Below are 25,792 nucleotides of genomic sequence, written 5' to 3' on the forward strand. Positions count from 1 at the left end.
CCCGCCCGGTCAGATCCCGGTGTCGCGGAGGAAGGCGCGGATGGCCGCCGTCGTCTCCTCCGGCGCCGACAGGTGGGGGCAGTGCCCGGTGGCCGACAGCTGGGTGAAGACGCTGCCGGGGACGTGCTCGTGCACGTAGCGGCCCACCGGCTCCGGCGCGATCGCGTCCTGGCTGCACTGCAGGACCAGCGTGGGGACGCGCACCCCGGGCAGGTCGGCGCGGTTGTCGGACAGGAACGTCACCCGCGCGAACTGGCGGGCCACCACGGGGTCGGTGCGGCAGAAGCTCCCGGCCAGCTCGGTGGCCACCCGGGGGTTGCCGGGACCGGCCACCACTGGGGCCAGCGCCGCCGACCACTGCAGCGGGTTGCTGTCGAGGGAGTCCAGCAGCGCGGCGACGTCGGCCCGGGAGAAGCCGCCGGTGTAGCCGTCCTCGTCGACGTAGCGCGGACTGGGGCCGACCATCACCAGCGCCGCGAACAGCTCCGGCGCCTCCGCGGCGGCGAGGACGCCCATCATCGCGGCCACCGAGTGGCCCACGTAGACGGCGCCGGTGAGGTCGAGCTCGCGGCAGATCTCGACGACGTCGCCGGCGTACCCGCGCAGCGACCCGTAGCGCTGCGGGTCGTAGGCCGCCAGCTCCGAGTCGCCGGACCCCACGTGGTCGAAGGTGACCACCCGGTGGTCGGCGGCGAAGCCCGGTGCGACGGCCCGCCACATGGTCTGGTCGCAGCCGAACCCGTGGGCGAACAGCATCGGCCGGGCGGTCTCCGGGCCCCTCACGCGCACAGCGTTCCGCGTGATCACGCTCACGGACCGAACGTAACGGACGACGCCGTCCCTGTCGCCGCCCCCCGGCGCACCCGCCGGAGCCGGAACGGCGCCGTGCCCCCTGTCGTGCCCCCTGTCGGGCCGCCGCCGGCCTCCCTATGCTCTGCTCGTACCGGACCGGCCCAGCACCACCCGAGGTGTCCCATGACCACTCCCTCGGTCCGTTCCCCCACGGCCGGCCCCGCTGCCCGGACCACCGGTCCGCGGGCCGTCGCCTACCAGCTCGTCCTGCACCGGCTGGTCCGCCGGGAGCTGCGGCTGCTGGCCGACCTCGTCACCTGGGCGCCGGCCGGCGAGCCGGCCCGCACCGCCACCCTGACCCGGCACGCCGACCTGCTCGGGCGGGTGCTGCGGGGGCACACCACCACCGAGCGGGAGCTGCTGTGGCCGGCGCTGCTGCGCGCCCTGCCCGCGGACGCCGCCCCGGCCGCGCGGGAGACGGTGGCGGGCTGGACGGCGCGCTGCGCCGTCGTCGACCAGGCGCTGCGTGCCCTGTCCACCGGGGGGCGGCAGTGGGGAGTCGCGCGGTCGCCGAGGGCCCGTGACGCCTTTGCGCTGGCCTGCCTCGACCTCGCCGCGGCCGTCGAGGCGCTCACCGCCGCCGAGGAGCGCGAACTGCTGCCCCTGGTCGCCGACCGGCTGCCGGCCAGGGGGTGGACGGCGATCCGCCGCGCGGCACGGCCGGCGCTGTCCGGGCGCGAGCGGCTGCTCCTGCTGGGCCTGGCGCTGGAGGACGCCGCCCCCGCGGAGCGGGCGCGGCTGCTCGCGGGCGTGGGCCGGGGGTGGCGGCTGGTGTGGCGGCTGGTCGGCCGCCGTCGTCACCGCGCCGCGGTGGTGCGGCTGCGCGGAGCCCCGCCGCCGGCGTGAGGGAGGACCGGGTACGACGACGGACCCGGTCCCGGGCTCACCAGCGCGACGTGCCGCAGTCGGTGCAGCGCTTCTTGGCCGTGGTGGTCTCGCCGCGGCAGTTCGGGCACGTCCAGGTGGCCCGGCCCGTCCGCGTCGTGGCCCTCGTGGTCGTCGTGCTGTCCAGCGTGGTGGTGCTCACGGTGCGCTCCCCTGTCGTCCGGGTGAGCACCCCACGGTAGGCACCCGTCATGACGTCTCGATGACATCGAGGTTGCCGGGAGCACCGTGTCGTCCCACCCGTCACGGGAGCCCCACCCGGCCCGTGCCGGGGGGCGGCGACCCGGCGGCCAGTGCCTGGGCGCGCCCGCTCGCCTGCGCCAGGACCAGCTTCACCGGCCGGTCCAGCGCCGCGGCCGCGCGGACGACGTCCTCCCACTCCGGCACCGCGTTGAGCACCCCGCCGTCGGGCCCGAGGCCGAGCTTGACGGCCACCGGCTGCCCGTCGACGTCGACGGTAGCGAACCGGCGGGCGAGCACCGAGCGGGCCACGACGGACTCGCGGACCCCCAGCGTGGTGGTCTCCCGGAACAGCACGGCCCGCACCGCCGGGACGGCGGCCGGCTCGGCCAGCGCGCTGACCACGTGCGCCGGGCGGCCCTTCTTCACCAGCACCGGCGTCAGCCAGGCGTCGAGCGCCCCGGCGGCCAGCAGGCCGGCGAGGACCGCCGGCCAGGCCCGCGGGTCGAGGTCGTCGACGTTGGTCTCGAGCACCACCACCTGCTGCGCGGACCCCGGCTCCGGGGATCCCGCTTCGAGGGCCTCCCCCACCACCAGCCGCACCACGTTCGGCCGGTCGGCGGGGTCCCGGCCGCCGGCGCCGGTGCCGGTCGCCGCGGGCCGCAGCGGCGGCAGCGGGCCGTACCCCGACGCCAGGGAGGTCACCAGCGCCACGCCCGTGGGCGTCGCCAGCTCCTCGCCGGCCGGCCCGCCGTGCGCCGGCACCGACGCGTCGGCGAGCAGCGCCAGCACCGCGGGCCCCGGGACGGGCAGCACCCCGTGCGCCGTCCGCACCGACCCACTGCCCAGCGCGATCGGCGAGGCGACCAGCCGGTCCAGGCCGAGGGCGGCCACGCCGGCGCACACCCCGACCACGTCGGCGACCGCGTCGAGGGCGCCCACCTCGTGGAAGTGCACGGCGTCGGCGGGGACGCCGTGCACCGCGGCCTCCGCGCGGGCCAGCGCGGCGAAGACGCCGGACACCGACGAGCGCAGCGGCTCGGGCAGCCGGCCGAGCAGGACCCGCACGTCGGCCCACGTCCGGTGCGGCTGGTCGCCGGCCGGCACCTCGACGTGCACCCGGACGGCGGCCAGCCCGCCGCGCCGGACGTCCTCGCGGCGCAGGGTGATCGGCAGCCCGAGCGGCTCCAGGGCCGCGGACAGCGTGGCCGGCGGGACCCCGGCACCGACCAGCGCCCCGAGGAGCATGTCGCCGGAGACGCCGCTGCCCAGGTCGAGCCAGCCGACCCGGCTCACTCCGCCGTCCGCCCGGCGGCGATGCTCCGGGCGACCCGGGCGGCGAACACCCCGGCGCCGAAGCCGTTGTCGATGTTGCAGACGACCACCCCGGGGGCGCAGGAGTTGAGCATCCCCAGCAGCGCGGACAGCCCGCCGAAGCTGGCGCCGTAGCCGACGCTGGTCGGCACCGCGACGACCGGCGTCCCGACCAGCCCGCCGACGACGCTGGGCAGGGCACCCTCCATCCCGGCGACCACGACCACCACGTCGGCGTCCCGGAGCACCGGGCGGGCGTCGAGGACCCGGTGCAGCCCGGCCACCCCGACGTCGGTCACCCGGACGACGCCGGCGCCGTGCACGCGCAGCGTGGTGGCCGCCTCGGTCGCCACCGGCTCGTCGGAGGTGCCGGCGCTGACCACGGCGACCAGCCCGGCGGGCGGCGGCAGCGGCCCGACCGCGACCGTGGACCGCTCGACCAGCGCGTCGGGCCAGCGGGCGGTCAGCGCGGCGACGGTCCCGGGCGCCGCCCGGGTCACCAGCGCCGGCCGGTCGGGGGCGTCCGCGCGCAGGGCCGCGACGATGGCGACCACCTCCTCGGCGGTCTTGCCGGCGGCGTACACCACCTCGGGGTCACCCGTGCGGGCCGCGCGGTCGGTGTCGACCCGCGCGAAGCCGAGGTCCACGTACCCCCGGTCGGCGGCGTCGCTCACCGCGCCACCGGCGTCAGCGTGAACGCCCGCCCCGGCCGGTAGGGCTCCTCGTCGAGGACGGCGGTGCGGATGCCGGGCTCGACGGCGCGCACGGCCGCGAGCACCGCGGCGACCACGTCCGGGCCGACCCGGTCGCGGTCGGCGGCCCCGACCTCGATCCGCACCTCGTCCTCCCGCAGCCGGCAGCGCACCACGGCCACCCCGGTGCGGGCGGTCAGCAGCGCCTCGCCGACCTCGACGGCGTGCAGCCGGGCGGGCGTCACCGCCGTCCCGGTGTAGAGCCGGCTGGCCAGGCACGGGGACGCCGGCAGGTCGGCGTGCGGCAGCCCGAGCTTCCCGGGCCAGCGCGCGGACGTCGGCCTTGGCCGCCCCCACCTCGACGAAGGGGTGCCGGACGCCGGCCTCGGCCGCGGCCCGCAGGCCCGGGCGGTACTCGCCGAGGTCGTCGGCGTTGGCGCCGCTGAGCAGCCCGTGTCCGCCACCGGCCACGGCCACCAGGTCGCCCATCGCGTCGTAGAGGTGGGACTTGCAGACGTAGCAGCGGTTCCGCGGGTTGGCCAGGTAGGCCTCGTCCTCGAACTCCCGCGACCGCACCGTGCGCAGGTCCCAGCCCTCGGCGGCCGCGGTCTCCAGCACCCGGGCGGTGGCCGCCGCGGGGACGGCCGGGGTGACGCTGTGCACGACCAGCGTGGTGTCCGGCGCGGCCCGGTGCGCGGCCGTGGCCAGGGTCAGGCTGTCCACGCCGCCGCTGCAGGCCACCGCCCGGTACGGCAGGCCGGCGAGCAGGTCGAGCAGCCGCGCCCTCATGCCAGGTCCCCTCCTCGTGCGGCCGGCCGGTGCGGCCGCCGCCCCATCCTGCGGCATCGGCGGGGAGCGGACCCGTCCGCGGCCGCCTCCGGACGGCGCCGTGGCTAGGCTGCCGACGTCGGTCGCCGCCCGGCCGGCCGACGTCCCGCCGGCAGCTGGAGGACGGTCCGATGACGGCAGCACCCCCGACCGTGTCCCTCGCCTACGGCCGCGGCGCGATCGACGTCCCGCTGCAGGACGGCGCCCTGGTGATCACCCCGCAGGACGACCCGGCGCTCGCCGATCCGGCGACCGCCCTGCGCGACGCCCTGCGCGACCCCCTGGGCGTGCCCCCGCTGCGCGAGCAGGTGCGGCCCGGGATGACCGTGGCGGTCTCCGTCTGCGACGGGACCCGCGCGCAGCCGCGCCCGGCGATGCTGCACGCCCTGCTGGAGGAGATCGACGCCGCCGCGCCGGGCTGCGAGGTCGTCGTCCTGGTGGCCACCGGCACGCACCGGGGCAACACCGCCGAGGAGCTGCGGGAGATGCTCGGCGACGACGTGCTGGCCCGCTGCTCGGTGGTCAACCACGACGCACGGGACCGGAGCTCGCTGACGTCCCTCGGCACCGCCGGGGACGGCGTGCCGCTGGAGCTGGACACCCTGTGGCTCCAGGCCGACCTGCGGATCACCACCGGGTTCGTCGAGCCGCACTTCTTCGCCGGGTTCAGCGGCGGGCCGAAGATGGTGGCGCCCGGCCTGGCCGGCATCGACACCGTGATGGTGCTGCACGACGCCACCCGCATCGGCAGCCCGCTGGCCACCTGGGGCGTGGTCGAGGACAACCCGGTGCACCGCGACATCCGGGCGTGCGCCGCGCTCGCTCCCCCGCACCTGGCCCTCGACGTGCTGCTGGACCGGGCCAAGCGGATCACCCACGTCGTCTGCGGCGAGCTGTTCACGATGCACGCCCGCGCCTGCGAGCTGGCCCGCGCCGCCGCCATGCGGGCCGTGCCGGAGCCGATGGACGTCGTCGTCACCACCAACTCCGGCTTCCCGCTGGACCAGAACCTCTACCAGGCGGTGAAGGGGATGGCCGCCGCCGAGCGCGTGGTGCGCCCGGGCGGCAGCGTCCTGGTGGCCGCCGAGTGCGCCGACGGCCTGCCCGCGCACGGCTCCTTCGCCGAGGTGCTCGGTGCCGCCGACGACCCGGCGGGCCTGCTCGAGCTGATCTCCTCCGAGGGGTTCAGCGTGCCCGACCAGTGGCAGGTGCAGATCCTGGCCCGCATCCTCGGCAAGGCCGACGTCCAGCTGTACTGCGACGGCCTGGGCCCCGACGCGGTGCGCGCCGCCCACCTCACCCCGACGGCGGACCTGGCCGGCTCCATCGCCGAGGCGGTGGAGCGGCACGGGCCGGGAGCCCGGGTCTGCTACCTGCCCGAGGGGCCGCAGACCATCCCCTACCTCGCGGGCTGACCCGCCGGGTCGCCCCCGGCCGGTCCCGCGGGCGGTCTGCAAGCGGGCGTCCAAGCCGGCTCCCAGTCAGCCGCAGGTGGCGGGCGGGAGCGTCCTCGCAGCGAGCCGGACACGGCTCCCGACCGAGGAGGCACCCGCCATGACCAGCACCCGCCCGACCCGCACCCGCCCGGCCCGCACCCGCCTGACCCGCACCCTGCTGCGCGCCACCGTCCCGGCGGCCGCCGTCGCCGCGGTGCTCGCCACCGCCGGCACCGCGTCGGCGGACACGTACGCCTACAACGCCTACGACACCGACGACAACGGCTACGTCGACCAGTACGCCTTCGACGACAGCGGCGACGGCTACGAGGACACCTGGGCGATCGACTGGGACGAGAACGGCCTGGTCGAGCAGGTCGCCGTCGACACCGACCTCGACGGGTGGGCCGACACCTGGGCCTTCGACAGCGACGAGGACGGCTCCGTCGAGGAGGTCGGCGTGGACACCACCGACAACGCGCTGCCCGACGTGTGGGGCGCCGACACCGACCTCGACGGCGTGATCGACGCGGTCGCCTACGACGAGGACGACGACGGCTACGCCGACTGGTCGGAGTCGGCGGCCACCACGTCCTACGCCTACGCGTCCGTGAGCTACGTCTTCGCCGAGGCCGACGGCTGGGTCTACTGGGAGACCACGGTCGAGTACGGCCACGGCCTCGCCTCGGGCGAGGCGACCGCCGACAGCGGCATCTCCTCGCTGACCGGTGAGGAGCCGGCGGTGTCCGCGCAGATGGACGACGCCGAGGCGGCCGGGCTGGTCGCGGCGGCGATCGACCAGCTGTTCTGACCCGCGGGACCGATGAGTCCCGGGCGCCGCGGCGGTCGGGGACGTGTGAGCACCGTCCTCCTCGTCCCCGGCGCCGGCGGGCGCGCCTGGTACTGGCACCGGCTGGTGCCCGAGCTCGAACGGGCCGGGCACCGGCCGGTCGCCGTCGACCTCCCGGCCGGCGACGACACCGCCGGGCTGCGCGCCTACACCGATGCCGCGCTCGCCGCGCTGGACGACGCCGGCGCCGACGACGACGTGGTGGTGGTCGGCCAGTCGATGGGCGGGCTGACCGCGCCCCTGGTCGCCGCCCGGCGACCGGTACGGCTGCTGGTGCTGCTCAACGCGATGGTGCCGCGGCCGGGCGAGACCGGAGGCGAGTGGTGGCAGGCCGTCGGCCAGGCTGCCGCCCGCGCGGACTGCGCGCGGGAGCAGGGTCGCCCGGTCGGCGACGACGTCGAGGCCGACTTCTCCCACGACGTCCCGCCGGAGGTCTGGGCCGCCGGTGCCGCGCACGCGTCGGCCCAGTCGGGCACGCCGTTCACCGAGCCGTGGCCGCTGGCCGCGTGGCCGGACGTGCCGACCCGGGTGCTGGCCGGCCGCGACGACCGCTTCTTCCCCCTCCCGCTGCAGCGGCGGGTGGCGCGGGAACGGCTGGGACTCGACGTCGACGAGGTGCCCGGGGGCCACCTCGTCGCGCTGTCCCGGCCGGTCGAGCTGGCCGCACACCTGACGGCCTGTCTGCGGGAGACCCGGCACACGCCGCCGCAGGGGTGACAACAGGTCCCCGAAAGGCGCAGGATGGTCGATTGCCGCACGCGCCGGAATGGGCGCGAAATGGCGGCGGAGAGAGAACGGCGACCATTCTAGCAGAGGGAAGTGCATTGCCGGCGACCCCGTCCGACGTCGTCCCCGACCCCGAGCTCGCCTGCGAGCAGGAGTACGTCACCGACCTCTACGCCCGGCTCGACGCCGCGCGGGAGCTGGCCACCCGGCGGCTGCGCCAGGCCATCTCCTGGCCCGCGGTCGACCCGCAGGCGCTGCAGGAGCGCGACGCGACCGTGCGGTTCCAGACCGAGCGGGTGACCGCGCTCGACGCCGCCGAGGCCGGCCTGTGCGTCGGCCGCATCGACCGCACCGACGACGGCCCGCTCTACATCGGCCGGATCGGGCTGCCCGCCGACGACGCCGCCACCGACCCCGCGCTGGTCGACTGGCGCGCGCCCGCGGCCCGGCCCTTCTACACCGCCACCCCGGTGCACCCGCTGGGCATCGAGCGGCGCCGGCACATCCGGACCCGCGGGCGCACCGTCACCCGGCTCGACGACGAGGTCCTCACCGGCGGGGTGGCCGGATCGGGCCTGACCGGCGAGGCGGCGCTGCTGGCCGCCCTGGACGCCTCCCGGACCGGGCGGATGACCGACATCGTCCGCACGATCCAGGCCGAGCAGGACCGGGTGATCCGCGCCGACGACCGGGGCGTGCTCGTCGTCCAGGGCGGGCCGGGCACGGGCAAGACGGCGGTGGCCCTGCACCGCGCGGCCTACCTGCTCTACACGCACCGCGAGCGGCTGGCCCGGCGCGGGCTGCTCGTCGTCGGCCCGACACCGACCTTCCTGCGCTACATCGCCGACGTGCTGCCCTCCCTGGGCGAGACCGGCGTGCTGCTCGCCGGGCTCGGCCAGCTGCGCCCGGGCCTCGACGCCCGCGGCGAGGAGTCCCCGGAGTCGGCGGCGGTCAAGGGCCGGCTGGGGATGGTGGAGGTCCTGCGCGCCGCCATCGCCGACCGGCAGGTGGTGCCCGACGGCCCGCGCGAGGTGGTCCTCGACGGGTTCCCCCTGCGGCTGCGGCCCGTCGACGTCGCCCGCGCCCAGGCCGCCGCACGCAAGGCCGACCCGCAGCACAACCTGGCCCGGCCGGTGTTCGTCCGGCGGGTGGTCGACACCCTCACCCGCCGCTACGCCGACCGGATCGGCGCGGGCATCGACGTCGGCCGGGACCTCTTCGACTCCGAGGACGTGACCGCGCTGCGCCGCGAGGTGGCCGGCGACCCCGGCGTCCGCTCGCTGCTCGCGCAGCTGTGGCCGGTGCTCACCCCCGAGCGGCTGCTCACCGACCTCTATGCCGACCCGGCGCGCATCGCCACGGCCACGCCCGGCTGGTCCGATGCCGACCGGGCGCTGCTGCACCGCCCCCGCGGCGCGCGGTGGACGCCGGCGGACGTGCCGCTGCTCGAGGAGGCCGAGGAGCTGCTCGGCTTCGACGACAGCGCGCAGCGGGCCCGCGCCGAGCGCGACCGCCGGCGGGCGCTGGACCGCGCGCAGGAGACCCTCGACGTGCTGCACGGCTCCCGGTCGGTCGACCTGGAGGACGAGCACCTGGCCGCCGAGGTGCTCAGCGCCGGCGACCTGCTCTCGGCCGAGGACCTCGCCGACCGGCACCGCGAGCTCGACACCCGCACCACCGCCGAGCGGGCCGCCGCCGACCGCACCTGGACCTTCGGGCACGTGGTCGTCGACGAGGCCCAGGAGCTCTCGGCGATGGCCTGGCGGCTGCTGGTGCGGCGCTGCCCCACCCGGTCGATGACCGTCGTCGGTGACGTCGCGCAGACCGGCAGCCTGGCCGGCGCCGACCGCTGGGACGCGGTGCTGCGCCCGCACGTCGGCGACGCGTGGCGGCTGGAGGAGCTGACGGTCAACTACCGCACGCCGGCCGAGGTCATGGACGTCGCCGCCGACGTGCTGGCCGCCTCGGGCACGGGGCTGCGGCCGCCGCGGTCGGTGCGCACCGGCGGGACGCCACCGGTGGCCGAGGTGACCGGGGTCTCCGGGCTCGCCGGGCGGACGGCCTCGGTGGCCGCGGAACTGGCCGGTGGCGAGGGGACGACGGCGGTGCTCGTCCCGCCCAGCCGCCTGACCGACGTCGTCGCGGCGCTGGGCGAGGTGCGGCCCGACGTGCAGTCCGGCCCCGGCGCGGACTCCTCGCTCGGGCCGGTGGTGCTGACGCCGGGCGAGGCCAAGGGGCTGGAGTTCGACTCCGTCGTCCTCGTCGACCCGCAGGGGGTGCTCGACGAGGGCGTGCGCGGCGGGAACGACCTCTACGTGGCGCTGACGCGGGCCACCCAGCGGCTGGTCGTCCTGTCGCCCGGCCCGCTGCCGGCGGTGCTGTCCCGGCTGGCCGCCGTCGCCGCCTGAGGGACGCCCGCTCCGGGTCGCCACAGGGTGCCGCGCGTCCTCGTGCTCTGCCTACCGGTGTGGGCAGAGCACGAGGTCCGGCGGCGCACCCCTGCCGCCCTCCCCTCACGCCGGTCCCCGCGCCGGCGGCCCCGCGCCGGCGGCTCAGCGCGCCGGTGCGACCGGGCGGAGCACCACCCCGCTGGCCGGGCGCGCCGGGATCCGGCGCAGCGAGATGGTGAGGTCCTGGCCGGCGGGGATGTCGGCCGCCAGCCGGGCCAGCCGGGGTGCCAGCGCGGCGAGCAGCGCGACGGTGATCTGCTCGCCGGGGCAGCGGTGGTTGGTGCGCGGGTCGCCACCGCCCTGCGGCACCAGGTCGAAGGCGCCGATCTCCCGGTCGAGGAAGCGCTCGGGCCGGAAGGCGTACGGGTCCTCCCACAGCGCCGGGTCGTGGTTCTGCCCGTAGAGGTCGAGCAGCACCATGGAGTTGCGCGGGATCGCCTGCCCGCCGAACTCCAGCCGCCGCGGCGCCCGGCCGCCGATGAACGGGGCGAACGGGTAGAAGCGGCGCACCTCGTGCGCCCACGCCTCGGCGAACGCCCCATCGGCGCCGGCCAGCCGCGGCCGGTGGTGCGGCCACCGGGCCAGCGCGTGGCCGGAGAAGGCCATGAACCACGCGACGGCGGTGGTGGGCCGGATGACGTTGAGCAGCTCGACGGCGGCCAGCCGGGGGTCGAGCAGCCGCCCGTCGACGTCGCGGTGCTCGGCGACGATGCGCAGCGCGGACCCCGCCGGGGCCGGCAGCTGCCCCGCCCGCACCTGCTCGACCACCCGCGTCAGCCACCGCTGGCGCCGACCGCGGGCACGCCGGGCACGCCAGTGCCGGGGTCCGCCGGTGGCGAAGCCGTCGACCATCGCGAGCAGGTCGCGGGCCAGGGCGGGCACCTCCTCCGGGGCGACCGCGACCCCGGCCCAGCGGGTCACCGCGCCGGCGATCACCCGGGCCGACTCCTCGAGGAGCACGACCCGCGGGCGGGTCGCCCACTCCCGGGCGGCGGCGTCCCAGTCGGCGCACGCCCGCTCGCGCAGTGCCGCGACGCCGGCGTCGTCCATGAGCACGGACACGAACATCGCCTTGCGCACCCGGTGCGCCTCGCCGTCGAGGGTGTGCACCGCGCCCTTGCCGAACAGCGTGCCCTGCACCGGCTCCGGGATGGCGTGCGAGCGGCGCACGTGGTCCTCGTCGTAGAGGAACCGGGCGGCCTCGGGACCCTCGATGCCGACCGCGGGCAGGCCGCCGAGCCGGGTGCCGGCGGCGCGCAGCCCACGGGCGCGGCGCAGGTCGGGCATCCAGGCGTACCCCTTGGTCAGCAGGGCGAGGCTGTTCTCCAGGCGCATGGGGAGGCCTTGCCCGCCCGGCGGCGGGACAACCGCTCAGCCCGGTCGCTGCTGCTGCAGCCGGTCGTCGCGCGGCTCGGTGGCGGCGTCGGACGGGCCCTCCGGCGGCTCGTCGTCCCGGCGGCCGGCCGACCGGCCGTACCCGAGCCGGCGCAGCAGGGCGGCGACCTCCCCGGCCGCCGACGTCGTCGCCGGCCCCTCCGGCACCCGCTCGGCGACGGCCTGCAGCGCCTCGGCCAGCCCGCGCTCCTCCTCGTCGAGCATCCCGCGGTACGCGGGGTCGAGCAGGTAGCCGGTGGGCGGGGTGGACAGGCAGCCGATGAGGTCCAGCAGCACCTCCAGCCGCCGCGCCGCCTCGGCGGCGGGGGTGTCGGCGCGCGACATCGCCACCGTCTCGACGTCCTGCTCCCACAGCCGGCTGCGGGCGGGGTCCTCGCGCAGCGCCAGCACGGTGCCCGACCGGTGGCGCGGCTCGCGGCCGGGACCGCTGACGGCGCTGCGCACCTGGTGGGCGATGCGGATCAGGTCGTCGTCGAGCATGGAGGTGCCGACGAAGAGCACGTGCCGGGTGAGCAGCAGGGAGTGCAGGACGCCGGCCAGCGCGGCTCGCGAGTCGCCCAGCTGCAGGTACTCCTCGCGGGTCAGGACGACGCTCGCCGGGTGCGCGGCGTCGCCGTGCAGCTTGAGCAGCCACGGCCGGCCCGGCTGTGCCTCGTCGTAGGGCAGCACCGACAGCTCCCGGCCGATGTCGGCGGCGGCCAGCTCCACCAGCGGGTCGTAGTTCGTCGTCACGAACTCCTGCACCGGCAGGTCGGCGATCAGGGCGTGCGCCAGCGCGTAGGGGCCCGGGCCGAAGCGCTCCTGCACGAACTCCTGGAGCCGCTCGCGCCCCAGCTCGCGGGCCAGCAGCGCCGCGGAGTCCTGCGGCGGCAGCTGGGACAGCCCGGCCCGCAGCTCCTCGTCCAGCCCGGAGCGCCCGGCCAGCTCGTCGAGCAGCTGCTCCCACGTGGGCAGCCCCGCCGCGGCGCTGACCCCGGCGCCGATGAACAGCGCCAGCTGCCCGCGCCGCGCCCGCTCCCCCAGCTGCTGGGCCAGCGTCCACAGCGGGTCGGGCAGGTCCCAGCCGGCGGTGTCGCCCCGCCGGATCCGCTGGGCGGCGGCGAGGTCGCTGGGGCCGCGCAGGACGAGGGCGACGTCGAAGCCGTGCTCGGCGGCGGCCTCCCGCAGCACCGGCAGCAGCTGCTGGATGAGGTCCCCGCGGCGGCCGGCCGCGCCGCCCCAGCCGGTGCCCAGGGCCGGCAGGCCGACCAGCCGGCGCGCGCGGCCGTGCACCGGCTCGCCCACCTCGCGGCGGGCGACGGCGGCCAGCGCCTCGCGCGCGCCGTCGAGCAGCCAGTCCAGGCCGCGGCCGCGGTCGTCGACGGTGTCGAGCAGCCAGACCCGCCGGGACCCGCTCCCGGGCACCTCGAGCACCCGCTCGGCGCCGGACCACTCCAGGTCGACGCAGACGCCCTGGTCGTCCTCGTCGGCGACCAGGTCGTCGGGTAGCAGCTCCCGCCAGCTGCCGGCCACCCGCAGCGTGCGACCGGTGGGCACGAGGACGTCGTCGCACACCAGGCGGGTCAGGTCGGCTCCGACGACGAAGACGTGTCCGCTCACGACGGGGGCACTACCCCGGGACGGCCCCGTCCGGAACCAGCTCAGGCGCTGCCGCAGCCGCCGGCCGCGCAGGCGCAGCCGGCACACCCGGCCGGCCGGGCCGGCACCGGCCGCGCGGCGACCGCCCGCAGCCCGGCCGCGCCGACCAGCACCGGCACCGCGGCCAGACCGGCGGCCAGCGCGGCGACGACCGTCGCGACGCCGGCCGCGCGGTCGGTGCCCTGGACGGCCGCCGTGACGGCCAGCAGCCCGCTGACCAGCACGGCCCACACCAGCAGGGCCGAGCCGGCGCGGCGGGCGGCGCCCCCGCGCGCGGAGGCCACCGCCGCGGCCGCCAGCAGCCCCAGGGGCACGCCGGCGAGCAGCACCCACCCGGTGGCCACCGCGGAGACGGCGGCGACGGCGAGCGCCGCGAGGCCACCGGCGACGGCTCCGCCGCCGAGGCGCGGGGCACCGGCCCGCAGCAGGCCCGCGCCGCGGACGGCGGCGAGCAGGCCGAGGGCGCCCAGCAGCAGGCGGGCGCCCAGGTCACCGGTCAGGACGGCGACCACCGCGAGCACGAGCAGCAGCACGCCGAGCAGCGCCCGGACCGGCCAGGCCCGGCGGGCCGCCTCCCGGGAGCCGGGAGCCCCCGCCGTCCGCGCCGTCGTGCGTCCTGCCGTCGTCCGTCCTGCCGTCGGTGTCGCCACGTCGGCCAGTGTCCCGCACGCCCGCCACTCCCCCGCGGCGCACCCGGCGGCACACCCGGCGGCACACCCGGCGGCACGGCCGCGCCCGTGCGACGCTCCCGGAGCCGCTCAGCGGAGGCGGCGCGGGAGGACGGACGGCGTGACGGACGGCGGGGCGGACGACGGCGCACCGGTGACCCAGCGGGCGGCGCACAGCCCGGCCCTGCGGCACACCGCCCGGCTGGGCCTGCTCGGCTACGCGCTCATCCACCTGCTGGTCGCCTGGCTGGCGCTGCAGCTGGCGTGGGGGCCGGGGCGCTCGCGGACCGGGGGCCGGTCCGCCGACTCCGCCGGGGCGCTGGACGTGCTGGCCGAGTCCCCGTTCGGCGACGTCCTGCTGTGGGTGCTCGCGGTGGCCCTGGCCGGCCTGTGCGCCTGGCAGGCGGTCGAGGTCCTGCGCCACCACCGCGAGGTGCCCGCCCCCGGTCCGCGGCGGCGGCGGGCGCTGGTGCAGGTGGTCAAGACGGTCGGCACCGCGGTGCTCTACGGCTTCCTCGCCGTGTCCGCGGGCCGGGCGGCGCTGGGACTGCGCGCCGGGCGGGCGCAGGAGCAGCAGACCGTGCGCGGCGTCCTGTCCTGGCCCGGCGGGCAGCTGCTCGTGGTCGCCGTCGCCCTGGTCGTGGTGGGCATCGGCGCCTACCACGTGCGCAAGGGCTGGCGGTCGGACTTCCTCGGCGAGATCGACCTGTCCTCGGTCTCCCCGGCGCTGTGCGCCCTGACCGCGCGGCTCGGGCAGGTCGGCTTCGTCCTCAAGGGCGTCGCGCTGGTGCTGGTGGGCGGCGTCGTCGGCTGGGCGGCGGCCACCTTCGACCCCGCGAGCGCCACCGGCCTCGACGGTGCCCTGCGGGCGGTGGCCACCGGGCCGTTCGGCCCGTGGGTGCTCACCGTGGTCGCCACCGGGCTGGCGACCTTCTCCGTGTACCTGCTGGCGCGGGCCCGGCACCCGGTCGGCTGACCGCGTGCGACGACGCGGCGGGTGGGTCCCCGCTGTGCCACGCTGATCCGTCACACGGGGGTGCGGAGAGGAGACCGACCATGGGCGGGCAGCGCACGACGACGGGTGCCGCCGGCCGGGCCGGGGACAGCGAGGCCCTGGAGCACCTGGCCCGGGTCGGGCTGATCGCCTACGGGACGGTCCACGTGCTGGTCGCCTGGCTGGCGCTGCAGCTGGCCTGGGGTGACGGCGGGCAGTCGGCCGACCAGTCCGGTGCGCTGGCGACGCTGGCCGCCACGCCGGTCGGCAAGCCGCTGCTGTGGGTGCTGGCGATCGGGCTGGTCGCCCTGGCCCTGTGGCAGGCCGCCGAGGTGCTGCGCTGGCGGTCGGGCTGGTCGGCGTCCGGCGAGCAGCGGAGCCGGGCGCTGAAGAAGTCGGGCAAGGCGCTGGTCAAGGCCGTCGTGTACCTGGCGCTGGCCTACACGGCGTTCCGCTTCGCCACCGGGGGCGGGCAGTCCAGCTCCGGGCAGCAGCAGCAGACGACGGCCGGCGTCCTGGGCTGGCCCGGCGGGCGCTGGCTGGTCGCCGCGGCCGGTCTGGTGCTGGTGGGCGTCGGCGTCCACCACGTCGTCAAGGGCCTGAAGAAGAGCTTCCTCAAGGAGATCGACCTCGCGTCGGCGCCGCCGGCGGCGGAGCGGACGGTGACCCGCCTCGGCCAGGCCGGCTACCCGGCCAAGGGCGTGGCGCTGGCGCTGGTCGGCGCGCTGCTGGTGTACGCGGCCCTCACCTTCGACCCCGCGAAGGCCTCGGGTCTCGACGGCGCCCTGCGCACGATCCTCGACGCGCCGTTCGGGCGGATCCTGCTCACGCTCGTCGCGCTCGGCATCGCCGCGTTCGGCGCGTTCTGCTTCGTCCGGGCCCGCTACCCCGAGCGCACCTGAACACCACCGGCGACGATCGGCCGGTGCCGCGCGCCCGTGCCCTCCTCGGCCGCGTGCACCGGGCGGTGGAGGCGGCGCGGGAGGTCACCGACCACCCGGTGCTGGCGGCCGCGGCCCGGGTGGGGCTGGTGGCCTACGGCGTCGTCCACCTGCTCATCGGCTGGCTGATCGGGCGGGTGGCCGCCGGGGCCGACGACACCGACGCCGACCAGACCGGCGCGCTGCAGACGGTCGCGACCACCCCCGGCGGGTCGGTGCTGCTCTGGGCCATCGGCCTGGGCCTGCTGGCGCTGGCGTTGTGGCAGGGCGGTGAGGTGCTGCTGTGGTGGCGGGGGCTGGTCGACCGCGCGCACCGCACCCGGACCGCGGTGGTGTGCGCCAAGTGCCTGGCCAAGGCGGCCGTCTACGCCGTCCTCGGGGTCACCGCGCTGCTGTTCGCCGTGGGTGCCGAGTACGAGGCCGACGAGCGGCTGCGCGAGCTGACCGGGGAGACGCTCGAGGTGCCCGGCGGTGCGGTCGCGGTGGGCGCCGCCGCGGTCGGGGTCGTGGCGCTGGGCGCCTACTCGGTGCTGCGCGGGATCACCGGCGGCTTCATGCGCGACATCGACCTGCCCGCCGCGCCCGACCGCTGGGAGCCGGCGATCGAGGTCATCGGCCGGGTCGGCTACGCGGCCAAGGGCGTGGCGTTCGGCGTCGTCGGCGTCCTGCTGTTCCGCGCCGCGACGACGGCCGACGTCTCCACCGCCACCGGCCTCGACGGCGCGATGACCGCGATCGGCCGCACCGGTGCCGGCCCGGTGCTGCTCACCGTCGTCGCCGTGGGGTTCGCCGCGTTCGGCGTCTACGCGCTGGCCCGCGCCCGCTACCCCGACCGCGACCCGTCCCAGTGACGTGCTGGAACGGCCCCCGTGCAGGGTCCCGTGCCGAGCCTGCGAGGCGTGGGGGGCACGGGGGTCCTTCAGGTCCTCGGGCCGCCGGCGACGTAGACGACCTGGCCGGAGACGAACCCGGCGCCCTCGCTGACGAAGAAGGACACCGTGTGCGCGATGTCCTCGGGGACGCCGGCGCGGGCCACCGGGATGGCCGCGGCGCGCTCGGCCACGTACTCCTCCCAGTTCCGGCCGATCCGCTCGGCGGTGGCCCTGGTCATCTCGGTCTGGATGAAGCCGGGGGCGATCGCGTTGGCGGTGACGCCGAACTTGCCCAGCTCGATGGCGAGGGTCTTGGTGAAGCCCTGCAGCCCGGCCTTGGCCGTCGAGTAGTTGGCCTGGCCGCGGTTGCCCAGCGCCGAGGTGCTCGACAGGTTGACCACGCGGCCCCAGCCGGCCGCGACCATGTGCTCCTGGCAGGCCCGCGCCATGAGGAACGAGCCGCGCAGGTGCACGTGCATGACCAGGTCCCAGTCGGCGTCGGTCATCTTGAACAGCATGTTGTCGCGGGTGACGCCGGCGTTGTTGACCAGCACCACGGGCGGGCCGAGCTCCGCGGCGATCCGGTCGACGGCGGCCTGCACCTGCTCGGCGTCGCCCACGTCGGCCCCCACGCCGAGGGCGCGCCCGCCGGCGGCCTCGATCGCCTGCACCGTCCCGGCGGTCGAGGACTCGTCGAGGTCGATCACGGCCACGGCGAAGCCGTCGGCGGCCAGGCGCAGCGCGGTGGCCGCGCCGATGCCGCGGGCGGCGCCGGTGACGATCGCGACGCGGGCGGGGGTCTGGCTCATGGGACCGTTCTCCTCGGGCTCGGGGGCTGCCGGCCGATCATGCCGGGCAGCCCCCGGACGCGCCGAGCGGGGTGCTACACCCGCTCGAGGACGGCGGCCAGCCCCTGCCCGCCGCCGATGCACATCGTCTCCAGGCCGTAGCGGGCCTCGCGCCGGGCCATCTCCCGGGTCAGCGTGGCGAGGATGCGGCCCCCGGTGGCGCCGACCGGGTGGCCGAGGGAGATGCCCGAGCCGTTGACGTTGGTCCGCTCGAAGTCGGCCTCGGTGAAGCCCCACTCGCGGGTCACGGCGAGGACCTGGCTGGCGAAGGCCTCGTTGAGCTCGATCAGGTCGATGTCCGACAGCTTCAGGCCGGCCAGGTCGAGCGCCTTCGCCGTCGCCGGGACCGGACCGATGCCCATGGTCTTCGGCGGCACGCCGGCGACCGCCCAGGACACCAGCCGGGCCAGCGGGCGCAGGCCCAGCTCGGCGGCCTTCTCCGGCGAGGTCACGACGCAGACCGCGGCGCCGTCGTTCTGGCCGCTGGCGTTGCCGGCCGTCACGGTGGCCTCCGGGTCGTCCTTCCCCATGATCGGCCGCAACTTGGCGAGGGTCTCGACGTCGGAGTCGGGGCGGATGTGCTCGTCGCGCTCGACGACGGTGTCGCCCTTCCGGCCCTTCACGGTGACCGGGACGATCTCGTCGGCGAAGCGACCCTCCTCGGTGGCCGCGGCGGCCCGCTGGTGGCTGCGGACGGCGTACTCGTCCTGCTCCTGGCGCGAGATGGAGTACTCACGGCGGAGGTTCTCGGCGGTCTCGAGCATGCCGCCGGGCACCGGGTGGTTCCTGCCGCCGGCGGTGACGCGGCCGCGGGCCAGGCCGTCCTGCAGCAGGACGCCGGGGCCGGCCTTGACCCCCCAGCGCATGGCGGTCGAGTAGAAGGGGGCGTTGCTCATCGACTCCGCACCACCGGCGAGCACGACCTCGGCGGCGCCGGTCTGCACCGACATCGCGGCGTAGAGCACCGCCTGCAGGCCCGAGCCGCAGCGGCGGTCGACCTGGATGCCGCCGGCGGTCACCGGCAGGCCGGCGTCCAGCGCGGCGACGCGGCCGATGGCCGGGGCCTCCATCGTCGGGTAGCAGTGGCCGAGGACGACGTCGTCGACCGACTCGGGCGGCAGGCCGGTGCGCTCGACCAGCGCACGGACGACGGTGCTGGCCAGGTCCTGCACGGGCACGTCCCGCAGTGCCCCCCCGAAGCCCCCGACCGGGGTCCGCAGCGGCTCACAGATGACCGCGTCACGCACGGCGTCCTCCTCCTCGACTCGGCCGCGCCGGCTCGGGTCCAGCGCCGCCGCCGAGTCTGCTCCCCCGGACGCCGGTCCGTGCAGTCAGGTCACGAGCAGGAGCACCCCTCGAGCCGGCGAGGGGTGGGGCAGGCGGCCTCCCTGCAGGGGCCCGCCCCGAGCCTGGCGAGGGGTGGGGGGCAGGGAGGTCCTTCCTCAGGCGGCGCCGGGCTCGACCTGCTCGACGGCGAGGAGGTCCCACAGGCCGGTGACCTGCAGCGCGCGGGCCACGGCGCGGGTGCCGACGAGCACGCGCAGGCGGGCACCCTGGCCGGCGGCGGTGCGGTGGGCGATGGCCAGCGTCGAGAGGCCGGCCGAGTCGAGGAAGGTCACCGCCTCGAGGTCCACGACCACCTCGCGCGGCTGCCCGGCGAAGGCATCGTCGAGCGCGCGGCGCAGCTGCGGCGCGGTCGAGCAGTCGACCTCGCCGGTGAGGACGAGGCGGGCGGCGCCGTCGACGGCGAGGGCCTCGACGGTCAGCAGGTCGTCGGTGGGGCTGGGCGACACGGTGGTCACGGCGCGCCTCTCGATCGGGGGCGGGCCCGTACGGAGCGGGCGGCCCGTGAGCCACACCACGGCGTGGAGTCCGGCATCGGGATGCACGGCTGCACGTTTGAACCGCGCTCCCGACCGTAGGCGTGGGCCGGGGTGCGACGCAAGGGCCGGGGCCGGTCTCGGATGTCCGGGCGACCCGGCGTCCACCGTGTCGTGCGCCGGGCGTCCCACCTGCGCCGACGCGGGCCCGACCGGCTCCTCGCGGACACGGGGATACTGGTCGACGTGACCAAGCGGCTGTGGCTGGCGGGCCTGATCTGGGCGGCGGTGTCCGTCGTGGCGTTCCTCGCCCTGGGCAACGCCATCGTCGCCACCGGCCTGGCCGTCTTCGGGTTCGTGCTGCTGGTGGTCCTGGCGATGGCCGGCGACTGGGAGCAGCACCCCGACTTCGAGGAGCGCGAGCTCGCCCGCGCCCGCCGGCGCGCCGTCAAGCGGCAGCGCACCGCCGGTGCCCGCGCCAGGGACCGGGAGCGCTGGGAGGCCCACCAGGCGCGCAAGGCGGAGAGGGCCCGCGCCCGGACGCCGGGGGACGACGGCCGGGTCTGACCCGGGGACGGGGCCTCCTCAGCCGACCGCGTCCTCCGCGGCGAGGTCGGCGGCCCGGCCCGGCTCGGCGAACGCCTCGGCCAGCGCCTGCCGCGCCGACCAGGCGCCGGCCCGCCAGGCCAGCGCCCGGCCGAGCGCGCCGGGGCTGCCGTCCACGTGGTCGACCGCGCCGTCCGGCCACCAGGTCACCGGCCGGCCCTCGACGAGCAGCGGCTCGTGGACGGCGACCTCGCCGGCCAACTGGGCGACCCCGAGCCGCGCCGCGGCCAGCTCGCACCCGGGCACCGCCGACCACGGCTGCCGCCGCGCCGGAGCGCTGGTCACCGTGCCGTGCACGCGCTCACCGGCCAGCGGCAGGTCGAGCAGGTCGGCCACCCGCCCCGGCGCGCCGCCCGCGGGCACCAGCTGCGCGTCGACCAGCGGCCGCAGCCACGGGGCGTCGAGCACCACCACCGGCTCCCGCCCGGGGTCGGCCACCCGGTCCGGAGCCACCCGCACCCGCGCCGGCGGGTCGACGTCGAGGCCGTCGAGGGCCGCCGCCAGCCGCGCGTACACCGTGCGCAGCACCGACGCCGGGACCGTGCGGGCGGGGTCGCCGAGCCGGTCGAGCAGGTCCAGCGCGCCGTCGACGTCGGCCAGCACGTCGTCCACCGCGGCCGGGACGTGCAGCCGGCCGAGCACCTCCGGCGGCCCGTGCGCCTCGTCGTACAACCCCTGCAGCTCCCGGCTGCCGGGCGCGCGGAGCCGGTCGGGCCGGCGGCCGTCGAGCACCGGGTGCGTGGTCAGCCACCAGCGCAGGTAGCCGGGCACCGGGACGCCGTCGAGGACGACGTCGGCCCACGCCTCCTCGCCGACCGCGGCCAGCAGCGGCAGCGCGCCGGCCCAGTCGGCCACCAGCTCGAGGTCGCGGACGGCGGTGAGCGGCGGCCACGCCGGCGGCGGCGCCCCGGGCGGCAGCCGGTCGAGGACCGCCTCGGCCCACTCGTCGGCCGCGTCGACGTCGAGGTCGTCGGGGTCCTCGCCGCGGACCAGCGCGAAGCCGGACAGGACGCCGGCCGCCCGCAGGGCCGCGGGGTCGGCGGTGGCGGCGAAGGCCGCGTCGAGCGTGCCGAGGGCGCCGTCGGCGAGCACCGCGGCCAGCGGCGCCCCGGGCGCGAGCAGCTCCCCCGCCGGCGCCCACGCCCCCGCGTCGTCGGGCAGCGCCAGCTCGGCCAGCCACGGCAGCTCACCGGGTGCGGTGCCGGCGGCGGCGACCAGGGCGAGCACCGCGTGCGCCAGGTCGGCCGGGTCGGCGTCGCCCCAGCCCTCCTCCACGGCGTCCACCGACTCCTCCACCGCCGAGCGCACCGCGGGGTCGGCGAGCACCGCCGCCGCGGTGGCCGGGGAGGCGCCGAGGCGCTCGAGCAGCCGCCGGGCCGCGGGCGGCGCGACCGCCTCCGGGTGGGCCACCCGCAGCGACAGCGGGCCGAGCCGCTCGACGGGGAGGTCGTCGGCCGGGAGGAGCACGCCGGCCGGCCCGGGAGCCGTGCGGCCGTCGGCCAGCGGCACCGGCAGCGCGCCGAGCTCCTCGCGGTCGGCGCCGTCGAGGGCCGCGTACAGCCGCGCCCACCACGCCGGCGGCCGCGCCACCCCGCCCACGGCCTCGACCACCTGCGCGAGCCCCATCCGCCGCACGCCGAGCGCGGCCAGCGCGGGGGCGCCGTCGCGCCGCGACCACGCCGCCGGCAGCAGCCCCGGCAGCACGCCGGCCAGGACGGCGACCCGCTCCTCCGCGGCGTCGTCGAGGACGGCGGCGCGGTCGGGGGTCTGCCGCACCTCCCCGTCCTCGTCGTCGGCGGCCGGCAGCCAGGCCGCCGTCCGCAGCCGGTCGAGCGCGGCGCTGCCGAGAGCGGCGTCGAGCGCGGCGCCGGCCAGGCCGATCCGCGGGACGAGCGCGAGGACCGCGGGGTCCGGCGGGAGCGCGAGCAGCAGGTCGGCGTAGGTCTGGGCCGCCACGGCCACCAGCGCGTCGGTGAGCGGCCCCGGCGCCACGTGCCGGCGGTCGGGACCGAGCGGGAAGGGCGCGACCAGGCGCACCGGCAGCGACAGCGGCTCGTCACTGGGCGTCGGCGCGTGCACCACCTGCCGCCCCGGTAGGGGCAGGGGGCGGCCGTCGTCGTCGAGCGGCACCGCCCAGGTGACCGTGTACCCGCGGCGGGCGCGCTCCTCCACCGGGCGGTCGGCGACGAGGTCCTCGGGCAGCTCGCCGGTGCGCTCCTCCACCCGCCAGGTCGTCGTCCGGTCGCCGTCGCGCAGGCGGGCCAGGGGGCGGGTGCGCGAGCACGACAGCGTCCGGGCCGCCCCGTCGACCACCACCTCGACCTCCGCCAGACCGGGCAGCGCGAGCAGCAGCTCGGCGTCCAGCTCCTCCAGCGCCGCGCGGACGGCGGCCCGCGAGCCCGGGCGCAGGGGCAGCACGACCTCGGTGGCGAAGCCCTCCCGTGGCGCCCCCTCGGCCGGCCAGGGCAGCCGCAGCACGGGGACGACACCCTCGCGGCGGGCGACCTCGTCGGCGAGCGCCGGCAGGTCGGCGATCTCGGCGCGGGTGCGGGCGGCGCTGAAGCGCACACCGCCGTGCGTCGAGTGCACGGCCGGCTCGTCGCTGACGGCGAGCACCGCGGCGAAGCCCACTCCGAACCGGCCGACGGTCTGCACCGGCGACCCGCCCGCTCCCGCGGGACCGCCGTCCGCCGGGAGCTGCTCCCGCTTGGCCGAGGCCCGCAGGCTGGCCAGGCCGGCGACACCGGCGGCGTCCAGCGGCGCCCCGGTGTTGGCCGCGTGCAGCACCTCGCCGCCACCCCCGACGTCGGCCAGCTCCAGCCGCAGCCGGCCCGCGACGCCGGCGCGCACCGCGGCGTCGGCGGCGTTCTGCGCCAGCTCGACCAGCAGCCGGTCGCGGTAGCCACCGCGGACGAGGTCCTCCTCGGCGTTGGCGTCCTCGCGGAAGCGTGCCGGGGAGTCGCTCCACGCGGCGAGCACCCGCCGGCGCAGGCCCGCGGTGTCGAGGGGGTCGGCCACGAGGTCAGCATGGCAGCGCGCGGGCCCTCCGGACGTGTCCCGACCGGCCTCGTCCGGGGGCTCGCCAGGCGGCAGGAGGACGGGTTCTCCTCCCTACGCACGGGGAACTCCACCGGTAACCTGCGCCCCATGCCGCGCGCCGAGCAGATGGACACGGTCACCGGCACGGTCGACCGGCGCGGCACCTCCGAGACCTTCGCGTCCACCGACCCGGCGAGCGGCGCCGTCGTCGGCGTCTTCCCGGTGCACGACGCCCGGGCGGTGCAGGAGACCGTGGACCGTGCCCGTCCCGCGGCGCGGCGCTGGGCCGAGCTCGGGTTCGACGGCCGCCGGCAGCGGCTGGCCGCCTACCGCGGCCACCTCGCCCGGCACGTGCACGAGCTGGCCGACCTGGTGCACCGGGAGAACGGCAAGCCGCGCGCCGACGCGGTCCTCGAGATCAGCCTGACCATCGGGCACCTGGCCTGGGCCGCGGCGCACGCGCGGAGGACCCTCGGCCCGCGCCGCGTGCGCGCCGGCCTGCTGGCGGCCGACCACGCCGCGTACCTGGAGTACCAGCCGCTCGGCGTCGTCGGCGTCATCGGCCCGTGGAACTACCCGGTGTTCACGCCGATGGGCTCGATCGCCTACGCCCTGGCCGCCGGCAACGCCGTCGTCTTCAAGCCCTCGGAGCACACGCCGGCGGTGGGCGCCTGGCTGGCCGCCGCGTGGCGGGCCGCCGTCCCAGACATCGCCGACGCCTTCCAGGTGGTCACGGGCAACGGCTCGACCGGCACCGCGCTGTGCCGCGCCGGCGTGGGCAAGCTGGCCTTCACCGGCTCGGCGCCCACCGGCCGGAAGGTCATGGCCGCCTGCGCCGAGACGCTCACCCCGGTGCTCATGGAGCTCGGCGGCAAGGACGCGATGATCGTCGACGACGACGCCGACGTGGCCGCCGCTGCCGACGCCGCCGTCTGGGGCGCGATGAGCAACGCCGGGCAGACCTGCATCGGCATCGAGCGCGTCTACGCGACCTCCGCCGTCTACGACCGGTTCGTCGCCGAGGTCACCGAGCGGGTGCGCGGCCTGCGGCCCGGGTCCGACGACGAGGCCGCCTACGGCCCGATGACGATGGCCTCGCAGACCGACGTCGTCCGCCGGCACGTGGACGACGCGACGTCCTCCGGCGGCCGCGCGGTGACCGGCGGGACGGTCGAGGACGGCTTCGTCGCCCCGACCGTGCTGCTCGACGTCCCCGAGACCTCGGCCGCCGTGCAGGAGGAGACCTTCGGCCCGACGCTGACCATCACCCGGGTGCGCGACGCCGAGGAGGCGCTCGAGCGCACGAACGCGACGTCCTACGGCCTGGCCGGCGCAGTGTTCTCCCGGTCGAGGGCGCGCGCGATGGACCTCGCCCGCCGGATGCGCAGCGGCATGACCAGCGTGAACTCGGTGCTGAGCTTCGCCTCGGTCCCGGCGCTGCCCTTCGGCGGCGTCGGCGAGAGCGGCTTCGGCCGGATCCACGGCGAGGACGGGCTCAAGGAGTTCACCCGCGCCAAGGCGATCACCCGCCGGCGCTTCACCCTGCCGGTGGACCTGATGAGCTTCCGCCGTCCACCGGCTGCCGCCGACGCGCTGGCCCGGCTGATGGGCGTGGTGCACGGCCGGCACCGCTGAGCGCCGCCGCGCCCGATGTCGAGGGGCCGGCCCGACCCCCTCGCTGGCGGCGTTCCTCGCGCGCTGCGGGTCCTGCAGGACCGGCGACGCGCGAGGAGGACCCGCACTGCGTGCGCCAGGGTCTGTCCCCGGCAGGTCGGCCCCGGCATCCTCGGTCCCGGCCGGCCGGGACATCCCTCCCGGTCCTGCCCGGTGGCCGCCCCGTGTGCGGGGACGGCCGCCGGATCGACGCTTCCTCCACGCGGGCGACCGGAGCCCGGGATACCGAGGGAGGGGACATGTCCACGGTGCTGGTCAAGGTCGGCGGTGCCGCCGCCGCGCTGTCCGGGGTGCTGGTCGTCGTCCAGGAGGTGTGGTCGCTGGCCGTCGGCGGGCTGGCCGAGGGGCGCGCCGAGTCGGCGGTGCACACGACCCAGATGCTGCTGCTCGTCCCCGGCTTCGTGGGGCTCTACCTGGTCCAGCAGCACGCCATGGGGCGCTTCGGCCAGGTGGCGACCCTGGTCGCGCTGCTCGGCAGCACGGCCATGTTCGGCGCGGCGCTCACCGAGGTGACCCTGCTGCCCGAGCTGACCGCCGAGGGCTCCCCGCTCGTCGACGACCCGGGTCCCGTGGCCGTCGCCGTCTTCCTGGCGGCGTTCGTCACCTGGATCGCCGGCCTGCTGCTGTTCGGGATCGCCACCTGGCGGGCCGGCGTGCTGCCGTGGCGGGCCGCGGCGCTGCTCGTCGTCGGGCTGCTGGTCGGGCTCGGGCTGAACGCGTTCGTGCCGGGGGTCCTCGTCCTCTACGCCGCGGGTCTGGTGTGGCTGGGCGTCGCGGCCGCGACCCGGCCGGTCCCGCGGCCGGCGGTCGGCGCACCGGCGGTCCTGGTCCCGTGACCGCCGCCGGGGCACGGGAGGCCGGACGGTGCCCGCCGTCCCGGTGACCCCCCGGGCGCACAGCCACTCCGGCTCCGGCCGCCTCGTCGGGGCGGCCGGAGCCGCGGTCACGCTCGCCCTCGGGGTGTTCACCGTCGTGGGGGGTGCCCACACCGGCACCGGGGACTCACTGCCGCTGCTGGCCACCGTGGTGCCGGCGGGACTCCTCGGCAGCGTCGTGGTCGCCGCGCGCCCCGCGGACCCGGTGG

At 77.7% G+C, this 25,792-nt stretch carries 23 protein-coding genes; 12 read left to right on the forward strand and 11 right to left on the reverse strand.

Annotated elements, in window-relative coordinates; all coding sequences use genetic code 11:
• Positions 1-9: 9 nt before the first annotated feature.
• Positions 10-783: an alpha/beta fold hydrolase gene (locus ACWIZO_RS25735; protein WP_448640414.1), complete on the reverse strand. Its 774-nt coding sequence runs from the start codon at positions 781-783 to the stop codon at positions 10-12.
• 192 nt (positions 784-975) lie between these two features.
• Here ACWIZO_RS25735 and ACWIZO_RS25740 point away from each other — a divergent pair, with 192 nt between their 5' ends.
• Together ACWIZO_RS25740 and ACWIZO_RS25745 are read left to right on the forward strand one after the other, a co-directional pair.
• Positions 976-1,698 (forward strand): hemerythrin domain-containing protein, encoded by a 723-nt coding sequence (locus tag ACWIZO_RS25740; protein ID WP_448640415.1) that lies wholly within the window; start codon positions 976-978, stop codon positions 1,696-1,698.
• A gap of 50 nt (positions 1,699-1,748) precedes the next feature.
• Complete coding sequence (locus ACWIZO_RS25745) at positions 1,749-1,919, forward strand: hypothetical protein (protein ID WP_448640416.1); 171 nt, start codon at positions 1,749-1,751, stop codon at positions 1,917-1,919.
• Between the two features lie 61 nt (positions 1,920-1,980).
• Here ACWIZO_RS25745 and larC read toward each other — a convergent pair whose 3' ends face one another.
• Genes larC through ACWIZO_RS25760 form a run of 3 tightly spaced genes read right to left on the reverse strand, consistent with a single transcriptional unit; the run spans position 1,981 to position 4,168 of the window.
• Positions 1,981-3,213, reverse strand: coding sequence for a nickel pincer cofactor biosynthesis protein LarC (larC, locus tag ACWIZO_RS25750; protein ID WP_448640417.1), 1,233 nt, complete (start codon positions 3,211-3,213; stop codon positions 1,981-1,983).
• Positions 3,210-3,905 carry a nickel pincer cofactor biosynthesis protein LarB gene (gene larB / locus ACWIZO_RS25755; protein ID WP_448640418.1) on the reverse strand — a complete coding sequence of 232 codons (696 nt, stop codon included), beginning with the start codon at positions 3,903-3,905 and terminating at the stop codon, positions 3,210-3,212. Before larB ends, larC begins: the two co-directional genes overlap by 4 nt.
• Positions 3,902-4,168 carry a hypothetical protein gene (locus tag ACWIZO_RS25760; RefSeq protein WP_448640419.1) on the reverse strand — a complete coding sequence of 89 codons (267 nt, stop codon included), beginning with the start codon at positions 4,166-4,168 and terminating at the stop codon, positions 3,902-3,904. Before ACWIZO_RS25760 ends, larB begins: the two co-directional genes overlap by 4 nt.
• Before the next feature lie 714 nt (positions 4,169-4,882).
• On the opposite strand from ACWIZO_RS25760, the gene larA reads away from it, so the two are divergent.
• The 4 genes from larA to ACWIZO_RS25780 all read left to right on the forward strand — a co-directional run bounded on the left by larA (position 4,883) and on the right by ACWIZO_RS25780 (position 10,171).
• Positions 4,883-6,166 carry a nickel-dependent lactate racemase gene (larA, locus tag ACWIZO_RS25765; RefSeq protein ID WP_448640420.1) on the forward strand — a complete coding sequence of 428 codons (1,284 nt, stop codon included), beginning with the start codon at positions 4,883-4,885 and terminating at the stop codon, positions 6,164-6,166.
• A 139-nt stretch (positions 6,167-6,305) separates the two neighbouring features.
• On the forward strand, positions 6,306-6,998 hold the full coding sequence (locus ACWIZO_RS25770; protein ID WP_448640421.1) for a hypothetical protein: 693 nt from the start codon (positions 6,306-6,308) through the stop codon (positions 6,996-6,998).
• Positions 6,999-7,043: 45 nt separating this feature from the next.
• Entirely contained in the window at positions 7,044-7,754 is a 711-nt protein-coding gene (locus ACWIZO_RS25775; RefSeq protein WP_448640422.1) for an alpha/beta fold hydrolase, read from the forward strand.
• 107 nt (positions 7,755-7,861) lie between these two features.
• On the forward strand, positions 7,862-10,171 hold the full coding sequence (locus ACWIZO_RS25780) for a HelD family protein (RefSeq protein ID WP_448640423.1): 2,310 nt from the start codon (positions 7,862-7,864) through the stop codon (positions 10,169-10,171).
• 144 nt (positions 10,172-10,315) lie between these two features.
• On the opposite strand, the gene ACWIZO_RS25785 is transcribed toward ACWIZO_RS25780, so the two are convergent.
• From ACWIZO_RS25785 to ACWIZO_RS25795, 3 genes are read right to left on the reverse strand one after another with little or no spacing between them, the layout of a single operon-like run.
• Positions 10,316-11,548, reverse strand: coding sequence for a cytochrome P450 (locus ACWIZO_RS25785; protein WP_448640424.1), 1,233 nt, complete (start codon positions 11,546-11,548; stop codon positions 10,316-10,318).
• A 36-nt stretch (positions 11,549-11,584) separates the two neighbouring features.
• Positions 11,585-13,207: an SIR2 family NAD-dependent protein deacylase gene (locus tag ACWIZO_RS25790; protein WP_448640425.1), complete on the reverse strand. Its 1,623-nt coding sequence runs from the start codon at positions 13,205-13,207 to the stop codon at positions 11,585-11,587.
• A 41-nt stretch (positions 13,208-13,248) separates the two neighbouring features.
• The gene (locus ACWIZO_RS25795) at positions 13,249-13,896 is read right to left on the reverse strand and encodes a hypothetical protein (RefSeq protein ID WP_448640426.1); all 648 of its coding nucleotides are present in this window, start codon (positions 13,894-13,896) and stop codon (positions 13,249-13,251) included.
• 139 nt (positions 13,897-14,035) lie between these two features.
• Between ACWIZO_RS25795 and ACWIZO_RS25800 the strand changes: the two genes are divergently transcribed.
• The 3 genes from ACWIZO_RS25800 to ACWIZO_RS25810 all read left to right on the forward strand — a co-directional run bounded on the left by ACWIZO_RS25800 (position 14,036) and on the right by ACWIZO_RS25810 (position 16,700).
• Positions 14,036-14,890, forward strand: a complete 855-nt coding sequence (locus ACWIZO_RS25800) for a DUF1206 domain-containing protein (RefSeq protein WP_448640427.1) — start codon at positions 14,036-14,038, stop codon at positions 14,888-14,890.
• An 80-nt stretch (positions 14,891-14,970) separates the two neighbouring features.
• Positions 14,971-15,810, forward strand: coding sequence for a DUF1206 domain-containing protein (locus tag ACWIZO_RS25805; RefSeq protein WP_448640428.1), 840 nt, complete (start codon positions 14,971-14,973; stop codon positions 15,808-15,810).
• A 23-nt stretch (positions 15,811-15,833) separates the two neighbouring features.
• A complete protein-coding gene (locus ACWIZO_RS25810) occupies positions 15,834-16,700 on the forward strand; it encodes a DUF1206 domain-containing protein (RefSeq protein WP_448640429.1) in 867 nt (288 codons plus the stop codon).
• Between the two features lie 68 nt (positions 16,701-16,768).
• Here ACWIZO_RS25810 and ACWIZO_RS25815 read toward each other — a convergent pair whose 3' ends face one another.
• The 3 genes from ACWIZO_RS25815 to ACWIZO_RS25825 all read right to left on the reverse strand — a co-directional run bounded on the left by ACWIZO_RS25815 (position 16,769) and on the right by ACWIZO_RS25825 (position 19,371).
• The gene (locus ACWIZO_RS25815) at positions 16,769-17,530 is read right to left on the reverse strand and encodes an SDR family oxidoreductase (protein ID WP_448640430.1); all 762 of its coding nucleotides are present in this window, start codon (positions 17,528-17,530) and stop codon (positions 16,769-16,771) included.
• A gap of 74 nt (positions 17,531-17,604) precedes the next feature.
• Entirely contained in the window at positions 17,605-18,816 is a 1,212-nt protein-coding gene (locus tag ACWIZO_RS25820; protein WP_448640431.1) for an acetyl-CoA C-acetyltransferase, read from the reverse strand.
• A gap of 195 nt (positions 18,817-19,011) precedes the next feature.
• Entirely contained in the window at positions 19,012-19,371 is a 360-nt protein-coding gene (locus ACWIZO_RS25825; protein WP_448640432.1) for an STAS domain-containing protein, read from the reverse strand.
• A 264-nt stretch (positions 19,372-19,635) separates the two neighbouring features.
• Here ACWIZO_RS25825 and ACWIZO_RS25830 point away from each other — a divergent pair, with 264 nt between their 5' ends.
• Positions 19,636-19,956: a hypothetical protein gene (locus ACWIZO_RS25830; protein WP_448640433.1), complete on the forward strand. Its 321-nt coding sequence runs from the start codon at positions 19,636-19,638 to the stop codon at positions 19,954-19,956.
• 18 nt (positions 19,957-19,974) lie between these two features.
• Here ACWIZO_RS25830 and ACWIZO_RS25835 read toward each other — a convergent pair whose 3' ends face one another.
• Positions 19,975-23,013 carry a sacsin N-terminal ATP-binding-like domain-containing protein gene (locus ACWIZO_RS25835; RefSeq protein ID WP_448640434.1) on the reverse strand — a complete coding sequence of 1,013 codons (3,039 nt, stop codon included), beginning with the start codon at positions 23,011-23,013 and terminating at the stop codon, positions 19,975-19,977.
• Between the two features lie 129 nt (positions 23,014-23,142).
• Between ACWIZO_RS25835 and ACWIZO_RS25840 the strand changes: the two genes are divergently transcribed.
• On the forward strand, positions 23,143-24,669 hold the full coding sequence (locus ACWIZO_RS25840; RefSeq protein ID WP_448640435.1) for an aldehyde dehydrogenase family protein: 1,527 nt from the start codon (positions 23,143-23,145) through the stop codon (positions 24,667-24,669).
• A gap of 278 nt (positions 24,670-24,947) precedes the next feature.
• On the forward strand, positions 24,948-25,544 hold the full coding sequence (locus tag ACWIZO_RS25845; RefSeq protein ID WP_448640436.1) for a hypothetical protein: 597 nt from the start codon (positions 24,948-24,950) through the stop codon (positions 25,542-25,544).
• The last annotated feature ends 248 nt before the right edge of the window (positions 25,545-25,792 follow it).

The sequence above is a fragment of the Geodermatophilus sp. URMC 63 genome (genome assembly GCF_053502565.1).

Coding starts and splice junctions, on each gene's coding strand:
- ACWIZO_RS25840 (WP_448640435.1), top strand. CDS start 23,143: ATGCCGCGCGCCGAGCAGATGGACACGGTCACCGGCACGGTCGACCGG.
- ACWIZO_RS25740 (WP_448640415.1), top strand. CDS start 976: ATGACCACTCCCTCGGTCCGTTCCCCCACGGCCGGCCCCGCTGCCCGG.
- ACWIZO_RS25770 (WP_448640421.1), top strand. CDS start 6,306: ATGACCAGCACCCGCCCGACCCGCACCCGCCCGGCCCGCACCCGCCTG.
- ACWIZO_RS25805 (WP_448640428.1), top strand. CDS start 14,971: ATGGGCGGGCAGCGCACGACGACGGGTGCCGCCGGCCGGGCCGGGGAC.
- ACWIZO_RS25815 (WP_448640430.1), bottom strand. CDS start 17,530: ATGAGCCAGACCCCCGCCCGCGTCGCGATCGTCACCGGCGCCGCCCGC.
- larA (WP_448640420.1), top strand. CDS start 4,883: ATGACGGCAGCACCCCCGACCGTGTCCCTCGCCTACGGCCGCGGCGCG.
- ACWIZO_RS25785 (WP_448640424.1), bottom strand. CDS start 11,548: ATGCGCCTGGAGAACAGCCTCGCCCTGCTGACCAAGGGGTACGCCTGG.
- ACWIZO_RS25845 (WP_448640436.1), top strand. CDS start 24,948: ATGTCCACGGTGCTGGTCAAGGTCGGCGGTGCCGCCGCCGCGCTGTCC.